Here is a 22,202-nt window from a genome sequence, read left to right as displayed (position 1 = left end):
GGCGCAATAAAAACAATACTCCAGGGGGTATTAACAACCATGAAGGCACAATTCTTTAAGCGCACGCTAACCGCGGCGGCGGTTGCGGCGTCATTAACGGCGGCATTGCCCGCTACCGCACAACAGCAATCCAGCATTTTGGGCGAAATCGAAGCACAAAATATCCAGGGTCTGACGGTAACCGCAACCAATCCGGAAACGGGTTATTCGCGACAAGTGGAAGTGGTTGATGGTCAGTTTCGCTTTCCGGCGATGGCGTCAGGTTCATATCAGCTACAAGTAAGACGCGGCGATGAAATCGTTGCAACGCGTACGGTTCGGGTGTCACTCGGTACCAACGCTACGCCGGTAATCGAAGTCGGTGATGACGTTGAAACCATTCAGGTGATGGGTAGTCGCATCTCGAACGTTGATGTAACAACAACAAACTCAGGTTTGGTGGTTGGCGAAGTTGATTTCGACAAACTGCCGGTTGCACGTAACCTGACCTCCGTTGCGCTATTGGCGCCGGGTACAGTAAAAGGTGACACCGGATTTGGTAACACGGCCTCGTTTGGTGGTGCGTCAGTTGCCGAAAACTCATGTTACATCAACGGTTTAGAAGTGACTGACACACGTCAGGGGCTCGGTTGTGGTTCGGTTCCTTTCGAGTTTTATAAAGAGTTTCAGGTTAAGACCGGCGGTATGTCGCCTAAATATGGGCGTTCTACGGGCGGTGTTATCAATGCGGTAACAAAAAGCGGTACCAATATGTGGGAATTCGCGGCCGTTACCCATTTTGAACCTTCCGGCTTACAGGAAGAAGGATCCTTCTCACGCGGCTCCGGCGGCGTCGGTAATGTCTTCCGCGATGAACGTGTTAGCGAGAACGATGAATACAGCGTTAGCTTAAGTGCGTCAGGGCCAATCATTGAAGATACCTTATTTATCTACGCATTGGTGAACCCACGCGGCACAGAGTCGACGGCTGCGGCGGCAACGGGTGGGCAATTTGCCCCAGATACCCGCATCAACTACGAAGACTCGTCCGGCAGTGATAATCTATTCTGGGGCGCAAAAATTGATTGGGATATTAATGCCAATCACCGTCTCAGCTACTTTGGTTACTCGGATGAGCGCACTACCGAACGGGAGACCTTCCAATATAATCCGAACACTCAGGTTATCGGTGATGAAATCGGCACCACCATTTTTGAACGCGGTGGTACGGCACACAGTATCAGTTACACGGGTTATTGGACCGACAATTTAACCGTTACCGGTATGGCCGGTGAAATCGAAACTCAGTACGGTTCCGAGCCTTCGAACACCGAATGCTCCACCGTCGTTGATACCCGTGAGGTCGATGATCCGGCAGCATCCTGTGGCCCCGGTGGCTCCATCGGTGAAAACTTCGATACCAATACGCAGTATCGGCTCGATCTTGAATATTATTTTGGTGATCACACCATTCGCGCCGGTTATGACTATCAGGAACGCGAATCGACTAACGTAACACGTCCCATCGGTGGCCATAGCTGGACCTACGCGACCCTACAACCGGGTGGTTCGGTGCAGGGCGATACCGGTGAGTTATTCTCGAACGACACCGGCGCGCCTATTGACTATGTTTCGGATCGTATCTTTGAGGGTGGTGGTCAATTTGGTTCTGAATTGTCAGCATACTACATCGAAGACGAGTGGCGTGTAACCGACGATGTCATTGTTAACCTTGGTTTGCGCAAGGACAAGTTTGAAGGCAGTGGCACCACCGACGAAATACTCTACTCCTTTAATACCGACTGGGCACCGCGCTTGGGCGTTAGTTGGGACGTAATGGGTAGAGGTGAAACGAAAGTATACGCGACTTGGGGTAAATACTACCTGCCGGTTGCTAACAACACCATTTATCGTGCCGCGTCCGGTGTCAGTGACACCACTACCTATTATTATTTCGACGGCATTGATGGAGCTACTGGCGTACCGCAGGGTATCAGCCCGGTAAATGGCAGTGAGTCGAATAGCCAAACCACCAGTTCGGTTTCTATCGTACCAACCAAACCGGTCTTTCAGTCTCAGGAAGCGGATCCGTTTGCGCGTCAGGAGCTGATTATCGGTTTTGAGCAGTCGATCAATGACGACCTGGCCTTCTCGTTACGTGGTACCTACCGTGATGTAACCAGTGCGCTGGATGACTACTGTGGTATCTATGCTTACCCTTACTGCGTACTGATCAACCCAGGCGAAGATTCCAGCTGGTATAAAGATGGCTACTATTGGGATGGCACGCAACTGGACGAAGACAAGTTAGCTTTGTTTGATGGTCAGCCGGACGAGGGCTCGTTAACAACGCACCCGAACGACACCACAATTCAAATGCCAGAAGCTAATAACGAGTACGTAGCATGGCAGTCAGAGTTGAAGTATCGCACTGATAACTTGCGAATGAACTTTATCTACACTTGGTCACGTAGCACCGGTAACTTTGAGGGTGCGGTTAAGTCAGATATCGATCAAGCGGATGCCGGTATTACTCAGGACTTTGACTTCCCGGCGTTGATGGATGGTGCGCAAGGTTATCAGGCAAACGATCGCCGCCATGTGTTTAAACTGTTTGGTAGCTACGACATCGACGATAACTGGACCGTCGGCTTAAACAGCACCTTATCCAGTGGTCGTCCGCTGTCAGCCTTTGGCCGTGGTTATCCAAGCAATGATCCAAACATTTATGGTAGCTACGGTGATACATTCTATATTGCCGACTGTAACGATGCCGGCGACTGTACCTATGACCGAGTTCCGCGCGGAACGGTAGGTCGCACACCATGGACCTTTAATGTCGATGCATCGATTGCATACAACTTCACCGTTGCCGATGTTGATATGAAAGCATCGTTGGATATTTTCAACGTGCTTAACAATCAGGAAGCCACGTCGACAAACGAGCACTATGAAGTCACTGAAGGTAACCGCAACCAATGGTACGGTGCGGCCTACTCATGGCAGACACCACGTTATGTTCGCTTAGGTTTCGAAGCGCGCTTCTAAAGAGTACATAACAGAAAAAAGCACGAAAGCCTGGCTTGCTATACAAGTCAGGCTTTTTTTTACCCGCAACTGCAATAAGAAAAAAATGCCCGACAATTGATGTTGACTTAAGTTCACAAAAAACCAACAAAACAACCACATGAGCGTTACAAAGTGTTTACATTAAAATAACTTCTTGCTAACTTTTAATCATCCACAGTTATTGTGGGTGATAACAATAAATGTTCCGGGGAGTTTTAACTCATGAATAACACGACATTTCGCAAAAGTTTGCTTGCGGCAACTATCGCGGGGGCTATCAGCTTCCCAGCAGTTGCGTTAGCGCAAGATAACCAGCAAAGCAATAATGAAGAGCAAGCTGAAGAAGTTGAGGAGCGAATCCAGGTTACGGGTTCTCGCATTCCTCAGTCAGCGAACGTAGTAAGTTCAAGCCCGATTTCTCAGGTAACTTCAGAGGAGTTTGAGTTTTCTTGTAACGTCCGTGCCGAAGACTTAGTCAATGACTTGCCACAAGTATTTGCTGGGCAGTCGTCGACTGATTCAAATGGTGCGACAGGTACTGCAACCATCTCACTGCGTGGCTTGGGCTCTTTCCGTACGTTGGTACTGATGAACGGACGGCGTCTGGTAATGGGTTCTCCACTGGCTGGCGGTATCGCAGCTGACTTGAACCAAATCCCAAGTGCATTGGTAGAAAACGTTGAGTTGTTAACTGGTGGTGCGTCAGCAACCTATGGTTCTGATGCGGTAGCCGGTGTTGTCAACTTTATCATGAAAGATGACTTCGAAGGCGTGAAGTTAGACTATCAACACAGCTTCTACCAGTACAATAACGCGAACGAGAATGCGGTTGCACAAGCATCTCGTGAAGCCGGCTTTGAGTTGGCACCAGGTTCCGGTCGTGACGGTCACATGAACGACTTCTCCGCTATCTTTGGTGTGAACTCAGACGATGGTCGCGGCAATATCACTGGTTACGCTACTTTCCGTAACATCAAAGCGGTAACGCAGGACAACCGTGATTACAGTATCTGTGCGTTAGCTGGTTCACCGGGTGACTACTCCTGTGGTGGTTCTGGTACTATTCCTGACGGTCGTGTGACCAATTTTACCGGGGATGACTACTTCATTGAAAATGGTACATTCCAGGAATACGATGGTCGCCTATACAACTACGGACCCGTTAACTACTTCCAACGTCCTGACGAGCGTGTGACTTTAGGTGCCTTTGGTCGTTATGAAGTCAGCCGCGATCACGAGTTTTTCGCCGAAGTTGGCTTCGTAAAAGACCGTAGCGTATCTCAGATCGCAGAATCTGGTGCGTTCTTCCCGCAAGTCGATCTGAGCTGTGATAATCCATTCCTGTCTGAGCAACAACGCAGTGTGATGTGTGGACCGAATGGTCCGGCAACGGCGTCTGGCGATCCAAACGTATGGGAAAATGTTTACGTTGGTAAGCGTAACGTAGAAGGCGGTCCACGTCAGAATGATATCGAGCACCTATCTTATCGTGGTGTATTCGGTATGCGTGGCTTCATTAATGATGCTTGGAGCTACGATGTATCAGCAAACTACGGTAACGTGACACTGAGTTCAGTTTATCTGAATGATTTCAGTATCACTAACATTGGTCGTGCATTGGACGTAACGACAGATCCTGAAACCGGTGAAGCGGTATGTCGTGCGGCACTGAGTGGTGTTGATCCTAACTGTGTGCCATGGAATATTTTCGGCCCGGATATCAGTCAAGAAGCGCTTGATTACCTGACGCTACCGCTGTATGCAAAAGGTGAGACAAACCTTCGTGAATACACCGCTTATGCCGTTGGTAACCTGGGTGAGTACGGTGTGAAATCGCCTTGGGCTTATACCGGCGTTGAGCTGTTGATTGGTGCTACCAGCCGCAGTGAAAAACTGGTATTCCAACCTGACAGTGGCTTCACTTCTGGTGACGGTGCTGGCCAAGGTGGTCCAACAATTGGTGTTGAGGGTACCCTGAGCGCTGATGAAGTTTTCTCAGAAGCTAAGATTTACTTAGTTGAAGGCGCTGACTGGGCCGATACGTTGAGCCTAGATTTAGGTTATCGTTATTCTGAATACTCAACGGCAAAAGAAACCGATACTTACAAGATCGCAATGGGTTGGGATATTACTCAAGAGTGGAAAGTTCGTGGTAGTTTCCAACGCGCTTCTCGTCATGCGAACATCCGTGAACTTTTCAGTGCGCAGTCGTTGGGTCTGTATGACATGGATTCCGATCCGTGTGCCGGTGCAAACCCTGAAGCTTCACTGGAAGCTTGTCAGTTAACAGGTGTTACTCCGGATCAATACGGTAACATCCCCCAAAGCCCTGCTAACCAGTACAATGCGATTTTTGGTGGTAACCCAGATCTAGATCCAGAAGTATCAGATACTTACTCTGCTGGTTTTGTTTACCGCACCAGCGACGGGGACTTCGATATTTCATTGGACTATTTCGACATCAAAGTTGAAGATGCCATTGGTATCGTTGCCGCTGAAACAACGTTGGATCTGTGTTTAGACACAGGTGATGCCCAGTTCTGTGACCTTATTAACCGTGGTCCGGATACCGGCTCATTATGGTTAGGCACTGATAACATTGTCGCGACCAACGTTAACATTGGTTTTGAGCAACGTAGTGGTATTGACGTTAACTCAACGTACACTTACCGCCTGGACCAAGGTTCAATCCGTTTGAACCTGGTTGGTACTTACTTCACTAAATTTGATACACAGCCTGTTGTCGGTCTTCGTACATATGAGTGTGCCGGATACTGGGGAAGCGTGTGTGGTTCGCCAAATCCTGACTGGCAGCATAACTTACGTGCTACTTGGGAAAATGGCGACGGTTTAGCGATTTCTGCCAACTGGCGTTACCTTGGCGCGGTCGATCAGCTTGATGATGGTCCTCAAGAGATCGGTTCAGAAAGCTACCTTGATTTGACTGGCCGTTACAAATATGGCGATCACATGACTTTCAGCGTTGGTGTAAATAACCTGCTGGAAAATGATCCTCCATATCTGACTGGTGCTCCAGGTAGCAATGGTAACACTTACCCAGGTCACTTCGATGCATTGGGTCGTTATGTGTTTGCGAGTGTTTCTTACACATTCTAATCACGCATAATAACGGATTGTTTCCGTATCATTTATAAGCATAAAATCCCTCGTCGTTAAGACGGGGGATTTTTTTAATAAAAAAACAACATCTGTTAATAAAAAATAAAACATTCGACCAATAAGTGCGCATTAAGACTAAAAATTAGGCAAACAACTCAAAAATACTCCCCGATCAGTTGAATTCGGTATCTGCACCGAGTAAAACGGTTGCGCTTGTTTTAAGCAAAACTAACAAAAAGACGTACCAGGGAGTTTTCTCATGAAACGTAGTACCTTTAAAAAAAGCCTGACCGCGGCGGCGATCGCGACGACTTTAGGCTTCCCAGCATTGGTAGCTGCACAGGACAGTGGCGCAGACGACGTAGAACGCATTCAGGTAACGGGTTCTCGGATCAAACGTACGGACACAGAAACAGCAAGCCCTATCACCGTTTTTGACGCAGAAGCGATCGAAAACTCTGGCTTCACCACCATGGAAAAGTTCATCCATAACATTCCTTCGATGAACGGTGGTTACAACGGTTCAAACACTAACAACGGCTCTGTAGGTTACGCTTCAGCTAACTTACGTGGTCTGGGTTCAGCACGTACCCTGATCCTGATCAACGGTCGTCGTTACGCTTCAGGCGATTTGAACTCTATCCCAATGGCATACATTCAGCGTGTTGAAGTATTGCGTGACGGCGCCTCAACCATTTATGGTTCTGACGCGATTGCCGGCGTTATCAACTTCATCACCAAAGACGATTTCGAAGGCGCTGAGTTCTCAGCTCAGTACGACCTGACTGGTGAAGGTGACGGCGAAACCACCAAAGTATCGGGTGTTATTGGCGCAACCAGCGACAAAGGTAACGTAACCTTAGCGCTTGAATACCAAAACCGTAACCCAATCTGGCAGGGCGATCGTGACTTCTCGAAAGTTCCTTACAGCGAGTCTGGCGGTGAGCTAGTACCCGGTGGTTCTTCAACTATCCCTTACGGTAACTGGTCTGCACTAGACCCAGATTCACAGTACAACTCAGGTAACGCAGGCACCAGCTTTGTTGTTGATCCGGTCACTGGCGAAGTTCGTCCATACAACGGTCAGCAAGACGCGTACAACTTCGCCCCTGCAAGTTACATGGTAACGCCTCAGGATCTGTTCTCTATCAATGCCTCAGCTAACTACGAGCTAACTCGTGATCTGACCGCATTCATGGAAGGTGGTTTCACTAACCGCCAATCAGACCAGTTGATGGCTGCAGAAGGTACGTTCTGGGGACCAACCGTTGCGGCTGATCACCCAAACAACCCTATCGGTGAAGAGCTGGTTATCTACCGTCGTCTGGCAGAAACCGGTGGCCGTTCATTCACTCAGGACTTCTCTGATTACCGTATGGTATTCGGCCTTGAAGGTTACCTGGACAACGGTTGGGCGTGGGACGTTTCTTACAACTACTCACGTTATGTTGACAGCCGTGTAGAATACGGTCGTTCAAACCCAGAGCGTATCGGCACCTTGTTGGATCCAACACTGTGTGCGGCAGACGAAGAGTGCCCTGGTGTATGGAACCCGTTCCAGGAAGGTACTTTCACACAAGAATTCCAAGACTACGCAACCATTCCAAACTCGCCAGTTGACCGTGCGACGACTAAGCAGTTGATGGCTAACTTAACCGGTGATACTGGTTCATTAAGCCTGCCTGCGGGTCCAGTTGCATGGGCATTTGGTGTTGAGAAGCGTTGGGAAGAGTACCAGAACCAGCCTGACGGCGGCGCAATCTTAGGTCAAATCTACAGCGTTGCAGCTGAACCAACTGAAGGTTCTTATGACGTTCAGGAAGCGTACGTTGAAATCAACGCACCGTTGTTGGTTGGCTTGCCAGGCGTTGATCGTCTTGACCTGTCAGCAGCCGTTCGTCGTTCAGACTACGACTTCCTTGACGCTCAAACCACAACCAAGTTTGGTTTAGAGTACGTACCGACTGACGGTATGTTGGTTCGTGCAACGTTCGCGGAAGGTTTCCGTGCACCAGGTATCGGTGATTTGTACTCGCCACAGGTTGAGTCAAACATCAGCTACACCGATCCGTGTATCGACTACGCGAACAGCAACGCGAGCGAAACCGTAAAAGCGAACTGTGCCGCAGAAGGCCTGCCAGGTGACTTCAACCTGGATAACAACCAGTCTTCAACCTTGGTTGGCGGTAACCCGGATCTGAAACCAGAAACTTCTGAAAGTTTCACCATGGGTATCGTTTATCAGCCTGAGTTCATCGAGAACTTCAGCGTTGCCGTTGATTACTACGACATCGAAATCGAAGACGGTTTAGGTGCGCCAAGTACTTCTGCCATCATCTCTGAGTGTTACAACAGCGCGAACTTCAGTGCTGCATCGTGTGACCTGATCTTAGGCCCAGAAGCCGTAGGTCGTCCGGGTTACTCAGGTTCTGATTTCCGTGACTCACAAGGTTACATGGCGGGTATCTTAGCGGGTACAGCGAACATCTCTACCTTCACCACTTCAGGCCTTGATTTCGACATCAACTGGGCATCTGAGCTGGGCGACGGTATGTTCAACCTGCGTGTTGACGGTACCATCCTGGATGAGTACAAGTACCTGGCACAAGAAGGTGCACAAACGCTTGAACTGGCAGGTAAATTCGGCGCTGACACCAACTTCGGTGGTCGTGTAGCGGCGTTCCCAGAACTGCGTACCAACTTGACCATGGGTTACAAAATCGGTGACTACGACTTGAGCTGGATCACGCGCTTCCAGGACGGCGTAACCGACATCAACTACGCAGAAGACGATCTGTCTTCAGAAGTTGGCAGCTACGTTTATCACGACGTTCAAATGAGCTACTTCTTCAGCAACACAACCACCTTCACGTTAGGTGCGCGTAACTTGTTTGATAAGCAGCCTCCATACGTTACTAACAATAACGATATGAATACCTTGAACTCTTCTTATGACACAGCAGGCCAATACTGGTATGCTCGTGTTGGAGTTAAGTTTTAATCGATAGCGATTAACGATGAAAAACCCGGCTCCGGCCGGGTTTTTTTTGTCTAACAGATAGCTAAATAATAATAAACTGGCGTAAGGAAGTCGTATTATGTCAAATAAACAAAATCCATGGTCCGTGTTCTGGCAAAAGGGCGCATTTGCAGCATTTCTGGACGAAAAATCGACGCTGCAAAATTATCAAATGCGTAAGTTTTGGTTTGAGCGGATGGAAGAAACAGAGCCGAAGCAACCGATTCTGGATGTAGCCACGGGTAACGGTATCGTGCCGCAGTGGCTTAGTGAATTCGCTGACAAGAAAGGTAAGAAATTTGATCTGATTGGGGTCGATTCGGCCGTGATCAAACCGGCTAACGACAAGCTCAAGCTGCACGGCGAAACACCTTACGAGCGCTTTACCCTGCCGTCGAATAAGAAGTTCGGCACCATCGTGTCCCACTATGGGCTGGAATACGGCGATATGGCAAAAGGCTTACCGCACCTGCATAAAAACCTTAAGCGTGGTGGCATGGTTATCGCCCTGGTGCACTCGGAAGACTCGGTTATTGTGCAAACCAGTCGGAAGGTTTATGAGCTGTTACCGACGCTGATAAAACACCTGAAAAAGTCGGTCGAGCCTTTGTATACGGCGATTTTAAAAGCAGCCGGTAAGCCGTTGCCAAAAAATGCACAAATTGCCCAGCAAAAGCTTAATCAGCTTGCCGCAAAACATCGCAACGATGCGGCCTTTCATCGCACCAACTTCGTCCCGGCTGTACGCCATATTTTACAGGCTGCAGGGCAGGGTAAGGCAGCTGAAGCGCAGCGTGTTTTTAGTGAATACCTCAACAATTTGAACGATCATAAGGCACGCTTGACGACCATGGTTAAGGCGGTAGAGCAGGCAGGGAGCGGCGAACAGCTAAAACAACAGTTCGAGGCAGCCGGCTTTAAAGAGGTTCAAGTGGAGCAAGTTCAGTTTCCTGAAACAGGTATCGTTGGACAGTGTGTACAAGCTAAGAAGTAAGCGTAACAAACTGTTATAAAAGTGTTGTAAATTGTTTGAAAATATGTTCTTCTTCCTTCTCAGAGCGGCCTGTAGTCGGGTCGCTTCTGAAAACTAGGGTTGTTATTACAAGAGTAATAATTAGACAACTGTAGAATAAAAAATAAAATATTCAGGGAGACTGAACATGACCGAACAGTCATTACTAGCCCGCTCTATCAAGTCAATCTTGATGGCCGGTGTAGGTTCAGCGTTTTTAGCAGGTGCTCCGGCATTTGCACAGGACGCACAAGATGTAGACGTTCAAGGTGTGCAAACAACTGAAGAGCAAGAAAGCTCAGCAGAAGAACAACCGGAACGTATCCAGGTAACGGGCTCTCGTATCCGCACGGATGCTTTTGCTAACGAAACACCAATCGATATCATCTCAGCTGAAGAAGCCACCGAGCAAGGTCTGGCGACTTTGGGTGACTTACTACGTACCAGTACTGTTGCTGCCGGCTCGAGCCAGATCACGTCAGCACTGACTGTTGGTTACGTTACATCAGGTGGTGCTGGTACTGAAACCATCTCTATGCGTGGTTTAGGTGCAAACCGTACCCTGGTATTGTTGAATGGCCGTCGTGCGGGACCAGCTGGTACTCGTGGACAGGTTTCTGCATTCGACATGAACGCCTTACCAATTTCAGCCATCGAGCGTGTTGAAGTACTGAAAGACGGTGCGTCATCACTTTATGGTTCTGATGCGGTTGCTGGTGTTATCAACATCATCACCAAAAAAGGCGACTCAAAATCTTTCTCAGTTGACTTAAGTCAGCCTATGGATTCAGGCGGTGAGCGTCAGCGTATCAATGCATCAATTGGTGAAGCGTTTGACAAAGGTTCTTACCGTTTAGTTCTTGACTACAACGCACAACGTGAATTGAAGCGTGGCGACCGTGATTTCTATCGCTGTACTGAGCGCTATTACTTCACACCAGAAGGTGACCGTGCCGATCCAATCGATCCTCGCACTGGCCAGCCTCACTGTAACGATACCGGCTACGGCTTATGGTTGTATGACCTGGGTACCGGTAACATTCCGCGTACGCCAACAGGCACCTACGGTTATTATGACTACGACGGCTTCCTGGGCTCAAACGGCTACGACAGCATCAACGATACTTATGCCGCTCCAGGCGACTTACGTGGTCCAGACGGTTTCTATTTCGTAGGTTACGATAAAGAATCTGATGGTCTGTGGGGCAAACAGCATCCGTTCACTGATAATGAAACAATGGTTCCGGAAACGGTAACTGCGTCAGTGTTCTTGCAGGGTGACTACAGCCTGACTGACACCACTACCCTATATGGTGAGTTGTTACATAGCTCGCGTGATACCGAAACTCAGGGCTATCGTCAGTTCTGGACTGGTGATGTTGGTTACATTCCAGTACAAGCATTGGCGGGCAACTGGGAAGGTAATGCTTACGCGATGCCTGTCCACTTGACTGACCACTACGGTTCTGACGTAACGGTAGATTACTCACGCTTTGTTGCTGGTCTTGAAGGCAGCTTGGGCTTCTGGGACTGGGATATTTCTTACCAGAACAGTTATAACAGCGGTGAGTACGGTAACAAAGTTATCTTCCGTGACTCAATGTTGATGGCGCAAAACCATGCCGTTAATGGCACAACGTGTGACGGCGAAGTTACTGAATTCTCAGGCAAAACCTGTGTTGACGTACCATGGGGCGATCCTCAGTTAATGTACGGCAACCCTTCAGATGAAGTACGTAACTTCCTGTTTGGTTATGAGATGGGTGAAACCATCTATAAGCAACAAACCTTAGAAGGTTACATCACTGGTGACTTGTTCACGCTTCCTGCTGGTCCAGTAGGCGCAGCATTTGGTGCTTCTTATCAGCGTGATGAAATCGACGACCAGCCAGGCGCTCAAAGTGCCAACGGTAACTCTTGGGGTCTGACCAGTGCAAGCCGTACTGCAGGTTCTCAGAATTCTCGTGCGGTCTTCGGTGAAGTGCGTGTACCGGTTATTGCCGACGTCGCGTTTGCACAGCGTGTTGACATTACGGGTTCTGCGCGTTGGACTGACGTGTCTACCTACGGTAGCGACACCACGTTCAAACTGGGTCTGAACTGGGAAATCAACGACGACTGGCGTGTACGTGCCTCTCGTGGTACTTCATTCCGTTCACCGGCATTGTTTGAGCTGTACTTAGCAGGTCAAACCGGTTTCGGTGGCCAAATGGCTGTTGACCCATGTTACAACTACGGCGCGGAATATGACGCAGGTAACGTGTCTGAGCAGGTTTACCAAAACTGTCAGGCTGATGGTGTTCCATTGGATTACGACGGTGCAGGTACCAGCTCTGCGACTCTGATCACCTCTGGTGGTGCAGGTAACCTGGAAGCAGAAACTTCTGTGGCAGAAAGCGTTGGCTTGGTCTGGACTAGCCCAGAAAACACCTTCGCAGCGTCAATTGACTACTACGACGTTGATATCAGCGGCCAGATCGCATCACTGGGTGGCTCGCAGATCGTAAACGGTTGTTACACATCAGAAAACTTCCCGGACGATCCATTGTGTGACCTGTTCACTCGTAACGACGGCACGAACGGTGACTGGGGTATCGACGTGGTAAACGGTGGTTACGTTAACATCGCTAGCCAGGGAACTCGTGGTGTCGACATGAACTTCACTTATCAAGATGAGTTTGAGTTCGGTCGTCTTCGTGTGAACCTAGAGCACACTAACCAAATCGAGCAGCGTTATCAGCTATTCGCTGACAGCGAACCTTCTCAGTGGATCGGTGAAATCGGTTATCCGAAGCACGTTGGTCTGTTAACCACAACCTTCGCGCGTGATGACTGGAACGTTACCTGGACCATGCGTTATGTCGATAAGACAAACGACTATGAGTACTACAGCGATACTAACGAGTCTACGTATCGTGGCGAAGATATTACCTTTGTCGCAGAAACGCCGACTACGTTCTATCACACGCTGTCTGGTAACATGACGTTTGCTGATGCGTTTGACGTAACCGTTGGTGTTGCAAACGTATTTGACAAAGAACCACCACTGGTTTCTCCGTCATACGTACGTTCAGTAGGTAACGCGACCTTGTATTCACAGTACGACAACCTAGGTCGTCGTGTGTTTGCAAACATTACCTACAACTTCTAAGTTAATGACTTAGAGCGATATGTGTGTTTAACACCAAACAAAGCCCTCGCTCGCGGGGGCTTTTTTATTTGCAGTCATTGGTTTAATAACTAAATGAGTACATTATGAAACGCTTAATAGCCTCTATATTGAGTGGCTTGGCACTATCGACGTCGGTTATGGCAGCAGATGTTGTCAATGAGTCGGTGTTAGAGAAATACGCCAAACACGCTCAATTTATGAATATCAAGATCTCGCCCGAAGGCAAATACCTAGCTGCTACCTCCCGTACGCCGGAAGGTGGCGTTATTCTGACGGTGTTAGATATTGATGACCAAAAAGTACTGTCGGTTACCCGCGGCCGCGGTACCGAGTCAGTAAGTGACTTTAACTGGGTAAGCGACGAACGCATCGTGATGACAATGGCGCGTGAGGTCGGTTCCTATGAAACGCCGTTTCCAACCGGCGAAATCTTTGCCATGGATGCTGATGGCGGCAACCAAAAGATCCTGACCGGGTGGCGTTCTGACGGACTGAAACAATACGCCCGCATCATCGACTTGTTGCCCGATGAACCTGATCAGGTGATGATTTATTCGACCCCGAATAACACCAGTGAACCTTATGTCGATATTTATCGCCTAAAAGTCGATAGTGGCCGCACGATGCCGGTTGGACGAGTTCCGGTCCGTCGTTATGAAGGCACTGGTGTGCAGGTGTTTCTCGATGACGAAGGAGTAACGCGTTTAGCAACCGGTGAAGAACCTCATAACACCAACGAGAAGGTGATTATGACGCGTCCTGGTGCAAACGAAGAGTGGAAAGAAGTTGCGCGTTATGGTCAGCAGGAGGGCAACTTTAATCCGATCGACATTTTACCTGATGGTAAAACCGTGATTGGCTTGAGTGACGTGGTCACGGATGCCTTGGCATTAACCACAATGAACCTGGATACCGGCGAAATTGAAGTAATTGCCGAACACCCTGAAACCGACTTAATGCCGATTGTCAGTGTTCGTAATGGCCGCATGAACGAAGTGATTGGTGCCGCTTATGAGTACGATGGCATTGACACGGTGTTTTTCGCTGATGTTGACGATGAATATTTTTCCAGTGTGGTCCAAAGCCTGACCAAAGCGTTTCCGAACAAGAGCGTTGGCATTAACTCAGCAACACTCGATAATTCGAAAATGATTGTTTCTGTGTCGTCGGCTAACTACCCAACCGAGTTTTATCTTTTTGATGCCGAGAACCGAGCTCTGTCTCTGATCATTAAAGCAAAACCCTGGTTGGATAAAGAAACGATCCCGAAGACCGAAATTATCACCTACCAAGCACGGGACGGCTTAACCATAAAAGCATTGTTAACCCTGCCGAAAGGCAAGGAAGCTAAAGATCTGCCGTTGATTTTGCTGCCGCACGGCGGTCCGCACGGTCCTCGTGATACCCTAACGCGTTTAGACAGTGACGCGAAAGTGTTGGCGGAACATGGTTATGCGGTATTGCAACCAAACTTCCGTGGCTCCGGTGGCTATGGCAAAGAGTTCCTGCAATCCGGCTATAAAAACTGGGGCACCACCATGATCAACGACATGACCGACGGCGTTATGCATTTGATCGATGAAGGTATCGCAAATAAAGACAGAATGTGTGTATATGGCGGTTCTTATGGTGGCTATGCGGCACTAATGACGGTAATTCGCGAACCGGATCTGTATAACTGCACCATTGGCTTTGTCGGTGTTTATGATCTGAACATGATGCGCGTTGAGGGCGATATTCCGGAAACCTTGTCCGGCATGAACTACCTTGATATGGCGCTACCGGATACCGAAGAAGCACGTGCGGCACAGTCACCGGTGGACTTGGTTGATAAGCTAAAAGTACCGGTGTTCATCATTCAGGGTGGCAAAGACGTTCGGGTTCCGCCTGAACAAGCCTATGCCTTGCGCGATGCACTGGAAGCGAAAGACCATCCTTATGAGTGGATGTACAAGGAAAACGAAGGGCACGGTTTTTATAAGCCGGAAAACAACATCGAGCGCTGGACGCGGATGTTGCAGTTCCTCGACCAGCACATCGACGGATAAGCTGATGTCAGACAGCAAAACCCTCGCTTCGGCGGGGGTTTTTTATTGCCTGCACGCTACACTTTAACGCTTTATATTGGTCAGGAGTTACTGTGACAGTCCCCAAATCCGTGCTTTATAAAAACTCACTCGACGCGCTTGTCACATATTCTGCTTTTCGTGTTTTCCTTCCCTACCATCCTGTAGAAACGCTAATGGAAAGGGATGGACCATTTAAAGCTATGAAACGTGTGTTTCCTGTTCGCTCTGTCGGTAAGATAGAACTTATACCACTGGAAGAAATTTGCTGGATCAAGGGTGCCGCGAACTACGTCGAGATTCACGCAGAAAATGGCAAGTACATGCACCGGGAAACCTTGCATAACCTGACCCAACAATTGGATCCTTCGATCTTTTTACGCATTCATCGTTCAGCGATCGTAAACCTGAATCATATTAAAGAAATCAGCAGTGAGTTGGGGCGGTTTTCGCTGGTCACTCTGCGTGACGGTACCGAATTAAAAATCGGTAACGGCTATCGCGACACGCTTTTCTCAGCCCTAAACCTGTGATGTCGAGTACGTCGTGCCTTCGGCACGACACAAAAATTCCCCTCAATTATTTACCTCGACGGCCGATAACAGCGTAACAAGGCATTAGCGGAGAAGTTTTATGTTACGCGCGGGTTTATTGCTGCTGACATTGGTGTTGAGCCCTTTGGTAGCGGCTCATAAAGCCAACACCTACGAGGGCGTGGCCGATGATTTAGCGGAGCAACTGGTGGTGCAATTAAAGCGCCAGGGAGCCGATGACGGCTTTTCACAATTGGGATTGACGCGCTGGGTGATGGCGGACTCGCTGGCGCTGCCGCATCCGCACGATTCAGTCACAGGCCTTAGCCATCAGCTGAGTGAAAGCCTGTACACTCACCTGCAGGAACGTAACGTGCGCTTAATCGACTATCGGGCTCAGGACTATGTGAGTTTGTCGAAGCAGGGTGCCACATTATTGACCCGTGATCCGCAACGACTCAACCAGCAACCGTTACTGGACTGGGTGCTGGTGGGTACGATGGCGCCGGAGCAGGGGGGTGTCATCGTTAACCTGCGGGTTATCGACCGCACATCACAGCAGGTGCTGGCCTCAGCCAATCGCTTTGTACCTAAGCACTTGTATGCCGAAAACCGCCGTAGCGAGATGGTTGGCGGCAAACTGCAACGTAATTTTTAAGGGGACCGCGATGAAACACTACCTCTGCATCGGTTTGATCAGCGCGCTGGTGTTGGGCGGATGTACGGTGCTGCCGAAGCCGGATGCCAAGGCGCGCTTGTCCAGCTGCGATAAGCCCTATCAACAACCGGGCAGCTCGCAATATGCCAGTGATATCGCTCAGCAACTTGTGCACCATGCTAAAGCAGATTTATCGGCGGCCACCATTGGCGTTACCACCTTCAGTAACGTGACGTCTGATTACAACGAAGGAACACCCTTTGCGCAAACCCTGGCTCAGCAGTTGATGACCGAAATGCATCGTCAGGAAATGCCGTTACTGGACTTTAAAACCACCGACTTTATTCGGGTAACCGCCGATGGCGACTTTGCCTTAACCCGCGATTACCTGGAAATTGATGAAATTTTACCGGTTACCCATGTGGTGGTCGGTACCTGGGCTCAACACCGTGCCGGTGTGATGGTTACCGCGCGACTGGTGGATATTAGCAGCAAAGACGTGGTGAGCGTGGCACAGACCTTTGTGCCGCAGCAGGTGGTGCGACAATTGAGTGAACAGGGCGAAAAGGCCATTATTCGTAAAGCACCGTAGATCTCGCTTTATCAATTAAGCGTACCTATACTGTTGAATAACAACACATTACAACAACAATAGGTACGCTATGAAAACGTTGCAAAACTTGTTTATCCTGCTGGGCTTTTTGTCCGTCATTGTGCTGGCTGTGTCCGGGCCTCTTTATCAGTCTGAGTTGATCAGTTTAGGAACCGCTTTCTTGTTGTTGCGGTATGCGGCTTACGTGGCAGCCGCCACCGTCGTCATTAATGTTCTGTTCTTTATTTTTCGTCGCCCGGCCGGTGCTCGAGCCGGTGCCTCGGTGCTTTCCATCATTGCCGCAGCGATTGCGTTTTACCTGCCGTTCAGCCAATACCAAACGGCCACATCGGTACCGCCCATCCATGATATTTCGACCGACCTGGTTAACCCTCCGCAATTTGAGGCTATTGCGCCATTGCGTGCGGATGCACCAAACCCGGTGGAATATGCCGGCGAGGAAACCGCAAAGCAACAACGTGAGGCCTACCCGGATCTGCAGACCTATACCACCGCCGAAGACGTTAACGCGGTGTTTGCCAAAGCTCTGCAGGCGGCCAATGACATGGGCTGGGAAATTGTTGAAGCCGACGAAAACGAAGGCCGTATTGAAGCAACCGACACCACCACCTGGTTTGGCTTTAAAGACGACGTGGTCATCCGTATCGAGTCGGTAGACGGCCAGACCCATTTGGATATCCGCAGTAAGTCCCGCGTCGGTCGCAGCGACGTCGGTAAAAACGCCGAACGCATCCGTGAGTTCTTAGCCGCATTGTAGCTCGTGCCCGCTGTAGCTCGTGCCTCTGGCACGAGCATCACTTCTCAGTCGCGCTGTAAGCGCGACCTACTGTTTAAATTCCAGTTGTAGTCGGTGTAGCGGATGGCAATATCGGTTTCTGTTAAGCGCTGACGCTGCTCTTCGTTATCCGCTAAAGCCTGTGCATATTGGCGCATATACTCACGAACGCTTGCCTCGTTGACTTGCTTAAAGTCCTCAGCATACCAGTCAAAGATCTTCGATAAATACAGACCCCGGTCGTCGATGCCGTTTTTGTTGCGATCGCGTAAAAACGACACCATTTGGTCGTCGAGCTGCTGCTCAAGTTTGTCGCCAACAAACGCCTCTGCTCGCAGTTTGGGACAACTGACGGCGGCACAAACAAGTGCCGCATGAATGCGCGGCTCATCAAAATCGACACGTATCTTTTCGTGTTCTAGCCAGTCCAGCGTGCGTTTCTCGCCCAATAAGGTGAAGAATTCCTGTTCCCAGGGGCTGGTAAAAAAGCCCCCTAAATCCCTGATGGATTCAGCATTGCCGGATTTAAACGTATGAAAGTTTTCGATAATTAGCTGTAGGGTAAAGGCGTTATAGGCGTTGATTAAAAAGGCTAATTGATGGCTGTCGCTCCACTGTTGATATTGTTTCTCTGTTACTGCTGACAGCATTCTCAGGTAGCTGTTTAATGGTTCGGGTGCTGATGCCAAAGTGGCGTAGTCGACCGCAGACTTCAGGCCTTCATTATAAACCACCACATGCTGCTGCAACACCTCAGTAAAGCGCTGATGCTGGAGATCAAAGGTTTGGCTTATTGTACTGGGCGTCACCAGAATAAGAATGAGTAGTAGGTAGCGCATAGAAATTAGCATCTCCGGTCGGGATGGTTCTGTACAGCCTCGCGGTTTAGGCACTTCGCGCGGTGTAGCTCGCCGCCTTCGGCGCGAGGGTATAGGGCCTGCGGCCGGTGTGGCTTTGCAGCATGCCCCCCAAACCCGCGAGTGCGAAGCACGAGCCCATACCGCGAGCGTAGCGAGCCTATTTGAACTTCTGAAACGGCTCATCAATTGGCGTTTGCGCGATGGCATTGGTGTAGTTGCTCATGGTTTTTTGCGCAATCCCCAAAATAACCTCCAACACGTGGCGGTTGCCGTAGCCTGCATCAAAAAATGGGCGTACGTCGGTTTCCTCCACCTGACCACGTTTTTCCAGTACCGCCTCGGTAAAAATACGCAGTGCTTGTAATTTTGAGTCGTCAAGCGTTTCGCCATTTTTCAACTGCCGCGTAATCGAGTCATCCGCACCCATCTGCTTGGCAATGGCCGTATGAGCCGGTACGCAATAATGGCAGCTGTGGTAAACGTTAATGGTTTGCCACACCACAGTTAGTTCGTTTTCATCGAAGCTGCTGTTAGCAAACAGTTCGTGAGTTGTCTGATAGGCTTTTAATAGCCCTGGCGCTTCTGCCATCACCGCATGCAGATTCGGGATCATGCCGAAAGATTTCTCAGAGTCCTGTAACAGTGGTTTGCTCTCCTCGGGAGCTGATGTTTGGTCATGCAGTTTAAAGTCGGCCATGGAGCCTCCTGTAAAATAGAGTATGTATTCAAAGCATACGCAATGACATACAATTTTGTTCTCTTGAACGATAATCAACATCCAAAATACCAATGAGTTACGTAAACCAATGGCGATGTAGGCTTTGCGGTATAGGCGCTTCGCGCGGTGTAGCTCGCTGCCTTCGGCGCGAGGGTATAGGACCTGCGGCCGGTTTAATGCTTGAAGCTTATATCCCCTCGCGCCGAAGGCGGCGAGCTACACCGCGAGTGCGCAGCACGAGCCTACACCGCGCGAAGCGCCCAAACCAGGATCAATCGATAGGATAGTGAAGTGAAGAAAACGATTATTTTTGCCTTAACAACCATCCCGCTGGTAGCCCCGGTTATGGCGCAAGAGCCGATGGAAGTGATTGAAGTGATGGGGCGTGACAGCGAGCGGTTGTTGTTACCCTCAGAAGACGAGACTGAAGGGCTGTTTGGTCTGGCCGAGAGCCTGAAAGACATTCCCCGTGCTGCGACCGTCATCAATGCATCATTGATGCAGGAAGCGGCCATCGACGATTTACACGATATCTCGCGCTTTGCGCCGAACAGCTACGCCGCCGCCGGTTTTGGCAACCCGTCACTGCCAACATTACGGGGTCAGTTGGGTGAACTGTTTGAAGCCGGCATGCGTCGTCAGGCCGGTAATAATGGCCTGGGCATTCCTATGTCGTTTAATGCCATTGAAGGGATTGCTGTGGTAAAAGGCGCGCCGCCGGTGATGCTCGGCACCACCCAGCGGGTTGGTGGTTTTGTTAATCTGCAGCCGAAAACCGCTAACGTCAACCGTCAACACAGCCGACTGGCCGGAGAGTGGGGTCAGTGGAGTCAGTACCGCTTACAGCTCGACCACAACGCGGTGTTAAAAAGCGACGAGCAGGCTCTGCGGGTAAGCGCCGAGTACATCGATGAAGACAGTTTTTATGATTACCATCATCATCGCAGCGATGATTTGCTGGTGGCTTACCAGTGGCAGCCTAATAACGACACCCAGTTAGATGTGGCATTGGAATACTATGATGTTGCCTGGACCGACAACGCGGGTATTAACCGGCCAACCCAAGGGTTAATCGATAATAATCTATACATTACAGGTCAGGGCGTGCAACCGAACGGGTCAACCGTGCCAGGAGCGGGAGCCGTGATCACTCCAACTGGCGAAGTACGCATTGATCGCAGCAACACACTGACCGAACCACTGGATACCAATACCGCTGAAACCACTTTGTTGCACGCAAAATTACAACATTATTTCAGCGACGATCTGGTGCTGGTAAACCGCACTTATTATCAATATTTAACGCGCGAAGGCATTAATCAGAACAGCTTTGTCGAGATCATCGATGCGGCACATACCTTTGAAAACCGCACCGAACTGCACATTAATAACAACACTGTTGTCGGCGCTAATTTACGCGTCAACGATGTGCTGGGTTACAGCCAATTCACCACCGAAGCCGACAATCCGATCGATTTGACCGGGCCATTAAGCAACCGCCGTATTCCGCTGACCGACGCGCAGCAAGCACGCTTAATCGAGTTGCGGCCGGGAGTGTTTGTCTCGCCGGGGGCGCAGTATGATGTAGACGGTGACGGTGTCGGCGATTTTAACCTGTCGGATACCACCGACTCGACCAGCTATCAATGGGGCGTGTTTGCCCAGCACGAGCAAGCCCTTAGCGACCGTTGGCGAGTGACTGCCGGTGTGCGCGCCGATTATTATGACGTGGAAGCTGAAGATCCGCTGGCGCCTGCCGGGGTGGCGGCGAAAAGCGACAGTTATAGTGACTGGCTATCGGCATTAAGTTTATCGACACAGTATGACTGGACGCCGGATTTAACCCTGTATGCCACCGCCTATAAAAGTGATTCGACTTCCAATTCTATGGCCGGCGGCACCGTGCTCAATGCAGCCGGTGTCATTGATGAACAGAACTTTGCCACCGAAAACGAATTGTACGAAATTGGTTTGAAGTACGCGCCATCCGGTGCTCGCTGGTATGCCGATGCAACGCTGTTTGACCAAAGCCGCAGCCTGCGTAATCGTGACGGTTCCAATAGCGGTATTCGTACCGAAGGTATCGAAGGCCAATGGCATTTTGCCGCGGACTCATATTGGGTAACATTGGCCGCAAGCTATATCGATGCCTACTGGGATAATTCAGCGTCGTCACAGGGGACACGACAGGTGGCTGATGCCTTTGACGATTCACGCCCGGATATTATCGAGGGCACCGGTGTGGGCTCACCAAATTTCACCTTGTTCCCGGCATCGACTCAACAATTGCAGGGCATTCCAGAGGTACAGGCGTCACTTGTGGCGGGCTGGTCGATCACGGAAAATTGGTCGGTGGGCGGTGATTTAAGCTACACCAAGCACTTTCCGCTGGATTTTCTGCAAACGGTGTTTATCCGCGACCAGCATACTCTCAATGTGCACACACAATACCGTGTGACGCCGCAACTGACCGCTCGGCTGGATGTATTTAATGCCACCGATCAGGATAACTGGTCACCGGTATTCGAGGGCGGCTACTTTGGCGCCACGCTGGCGTTTCCATCGCAGCCCGTGCACGCTCAGTTAAGTGTGCGTTACGCATTTTGAG

The 22,202-nt window shown here is 49.9% G+C and carries 13 protein-coding genes; 11 read left to right on the top strand and 2 right to left on the bottom strand.

The features are described from left to right. The first annotated feature begins 39 nt into the window (after positions 1–39). From CWE23_RS03545 to CWE23_RS03500, 10 genes are all read left to right on the top strand, one after another. Positions 40–3,027 carry a TonB-dependent receptor gene (locus tag CWE23_RS03545; RefSeq protein ID WP_126819500.1) on the top strand — a complete coding sequence of 996 codons (2,988 nt, stop codon included), beginning with the start codon at positions 40–42 and terminating at the stop codon, positions 3,025–3,027. Between the two features lie 243 nt (positions 3,028–3,270). After that, complete coding sequence (locus tag CWE23_RS03540; RefSeq protein WP_126819499.1) at positions 3,271–6,165, top strand: TonB-dependent receptor domain-containing protein; 2,895 nt, start codon at positions 3,271–3,273, stop codon at positions 6,163–6,165. A 262-nt stretch (positions 6,166–6,427) separates the two neighbouring features. After that, on the top strand, positions 6,428–9,169 hold the full coding sequence (locus CWE23_RS03535; protein ID WP_126819498.1) for a TonB-dependent receptor plug domain-containing protein: 2,742 nt from the start codon (positions 6,428–6,430) through the stop codon (positions 9,167–9,169). 97 nt (positions 9,170–9,266) lie between these two features. Next, positions 9,267–10,181, top strand: a complete 915-nt coding sequence (locus CWE23_RS03530) for a class I SAM-dependent methyltransferase (protein ID WP_126819497.1) — start codon at positions 9,267–9,269, stop codon at positions 10,179–10,181. A gap of 166 nt (positions 10,182–10,347) precedes the next feature. Beyond that, positions 10,348–13,350, top strand: a complete 3,003-nt coding sequence (locus CWE23_RS03525) for a TonB-dependent receptor plug domain-containing protein (RefSeq protein WP_126819496.1) — start codon at positions 10,348–10,350, stop codon at positions 13,348–13,350. A 104-nt stretch (positions 13,351–13,454) separates the two neighbouring features. Continuing rightward, entirely contained in the window at positions 13,455–15,419 is a 1,965-nt protein-coding gene (locus CWE23_RS03520) for a S9 family peptidase (RefSeq protein WP_126819495.1), read from the top strand. A 221-nt stretch (positions 15,420–15,640) separates the two neighbouring features. Then, positions 15,641–15,970 (top strand): LytR/AlgR family response regulator transcription factor, encoded by a 330-nt coding sequence (locus CWE23_RS03515; RefSeq protein ID WP_157982902.1) that lies wholly within the window; start codon positions 15,641–15,643, stop codon positions 15,968–15,970. Positions 15,971–16,070: 100 nt separating this feature from the next. Continuing rightward, positions 16,071–16,628, top strand: coding sequence for a FlgO family outer membrane protein (locus CWE23_RS03510; protein WP_126819493.1), 558 nt, complete (start codon positions 16,071–16,073; stop codon positions 16,626–16,628). Positions 16,629–16,638: 10 nt separating this feature from the next. Further along, a complete protein-coding gene (locus tag CWE23_RS03505; protein WP_126819492.1) occupies positions 16,639–17,220 on the top strand; it encodes a FlgO family outer membrane protein in 582 nt (193 codons plus the stop codon). Positions 17,221–17,290: 70 nt separating this feature from the next. Next, on the top strand, positions 17,291–17,998 hold the full coding sequence (locus CWE23_RS03500) for a DUF1499 domain-containing protein (protein ID WP_126819491.1): 708 nt from the start codon (positions 17,291–17,293) through the stop codon (positions 17,996–17,998). 44 nt (positions 17,999–18,042) lie between these two features. On the opposite strand, the gene CWE23_RS03495 is transcribed toward CWE23_RS03500, so the two are convergent. Both CWE23_RS03495 and CWE23_RS03490 read right to left on the bottom strand, forming a co-directional pair. Then, positions 18,043–18,855, bottom strand: a complete 813-nt coding sequence (locus CWE23_RS03495; protein WP_126819490.1) for a DUF547 domain-containing protein — start codon at positions 18,853–18,855, stop codon at positions 18,043–18,045. Between the two features lie 178 nt (positions 18,856–19,033). Beyond that, entirely contained in the window at positions 19,034–19,573 is a 540-nt protein-coding gene (locus CWE23_RS03490; RefSeq protein WP_105305798.1) for a carboxymuconolactone decarboxylase family protein, read from the bottom strand. 366 nt (positions 19,574–19,939) lie between these two features. Here CWE23_RS03490 and CWE23_RS13815 point away from each other — a divergent pair, with 366 nt between their 5' ends. Next, a complete protein-coding gene (locus CWE23_RS13815) occupies positions 19,940–22,201 on the top strand; it encodes a TonB-dependent receptor (protein ID WP_157982914.1) in 2,262 nt (753 codons plus the stop codon). Position 22,202: the final 1 nt, after the last annotated feature.

The sequence above is a fragment of the Idiomarina aquatica genome, assembly GCF_003987185.1.
Classification (GTDB): Bacteria; Pseudomonadota; Gammaproteobacteria; order Enterobacterales; family Alteromonadaceae; genus Idiomarina; species Idiomarina aquatica.
Note: the sequence above shows the minus strand (reverse complement) of the source record. Positions and strands in the feature narration are given on the sequence as shown.

What these genes read in the sequence shown, in the direction of transcription:
- CWE23_RS03540 (WP_126819499.1), top strand. Translation starts at nt 3,271, where the DNA reads ATGAATAACACGACATTTCGCAAAAGTTTGCTTGCGGCAACTATCGCG.
- CWE23_RS03495 (WP_126819490.1), bottom strand. Translation starts at nt 18,855, where the DNA reads ATGCGCTACCTACTACTCATTCTTATTCTGGTGACGCCCAGTACAATA.
- CWE23_RS03525 (WP_126819496.1), top strand. Translation starts at nt 10,348, where the DNA reads ATGACCGAACAGTCATTACTAGCCCGCTCTATCAAGTCAATCTTGATG.
- CWE23_RS03545 (WP_126819500.1), top strand. Translation starts at nt 40, where the DNA reads ATGAAGGCACAATTCTTTAAGCGCACGCTAACCGCGGCGGCGGTTGCG.
- CWE23_RS03505 (WP_126819492.1), top strand. Translation starts at nt 16,639, where the DNA reads ATGAAACACTACCTCTGCATCGGTTTGATCAGCGCGCTGGTGTTGGGC.
- CWE23_RS03490 (WP_105305798.1), bottom strand. Translation starts at nt 19,573, where the DNA reads ATGGCCGACTTTAAACTGCATGACCAAACATCAGCTCCCGAGGAGAGC.
- CWE23_RS03515 (WP_157982902.1), top strand. Translation starts at nt 15,641, where the DNA reads ATGAAACGTGTGTTTCCTGTTCGCTCTGTCGGTAAGATAGAACTTATA.
- CWE23_RS13815 (WP_157982914.1), top strand. Translation starts at nt 19,940, where the DNA reads ATGGCGCAAGAGCCGATGGAAGTGATTGAAGTGATGGGGCGTGACAGC.
- CWE23_RS03535 (WP_126819498.1), top strand. Translation starts at nt 6,428, where the DNA reads ATGAAACGTAGTACCTTTAAAAAAAGCCTGACCGCGGCGGCGATCGCG.
- CWE23_RS03530 (WP_126819497.1), top strand. Translation starts at nt 9,267, where the DNA reads ATGTCAAATAAACAAAATCCATGGTCCGTGTTCTGGCAAAAGGGCGCA.
- CWE23_RS03510 (WP_126819493.1), top strand. Translation starts at nt 16,071, where the DNA reads ATGTTACGCGCGGGTTTATTGCTGCTGACATTGGTGTTGAGCCCTTTG.
- CWE23_RS03520 (WP_126819495.1), top strand. Translation starts at nt 13,455, where the DNA reads ATGAAACGCTTAATAGCCTCTATATTGAGTGGCTTGGCACTATCGACG.
- CWE23_RS03500 (WP_126819491.1), top strand. Translation starts at nt 17,291, where the DNA reads ATGAAAACGTTGCAAAACTTGTTTATCCTGCTGGGCTTTTTGTCCGTC.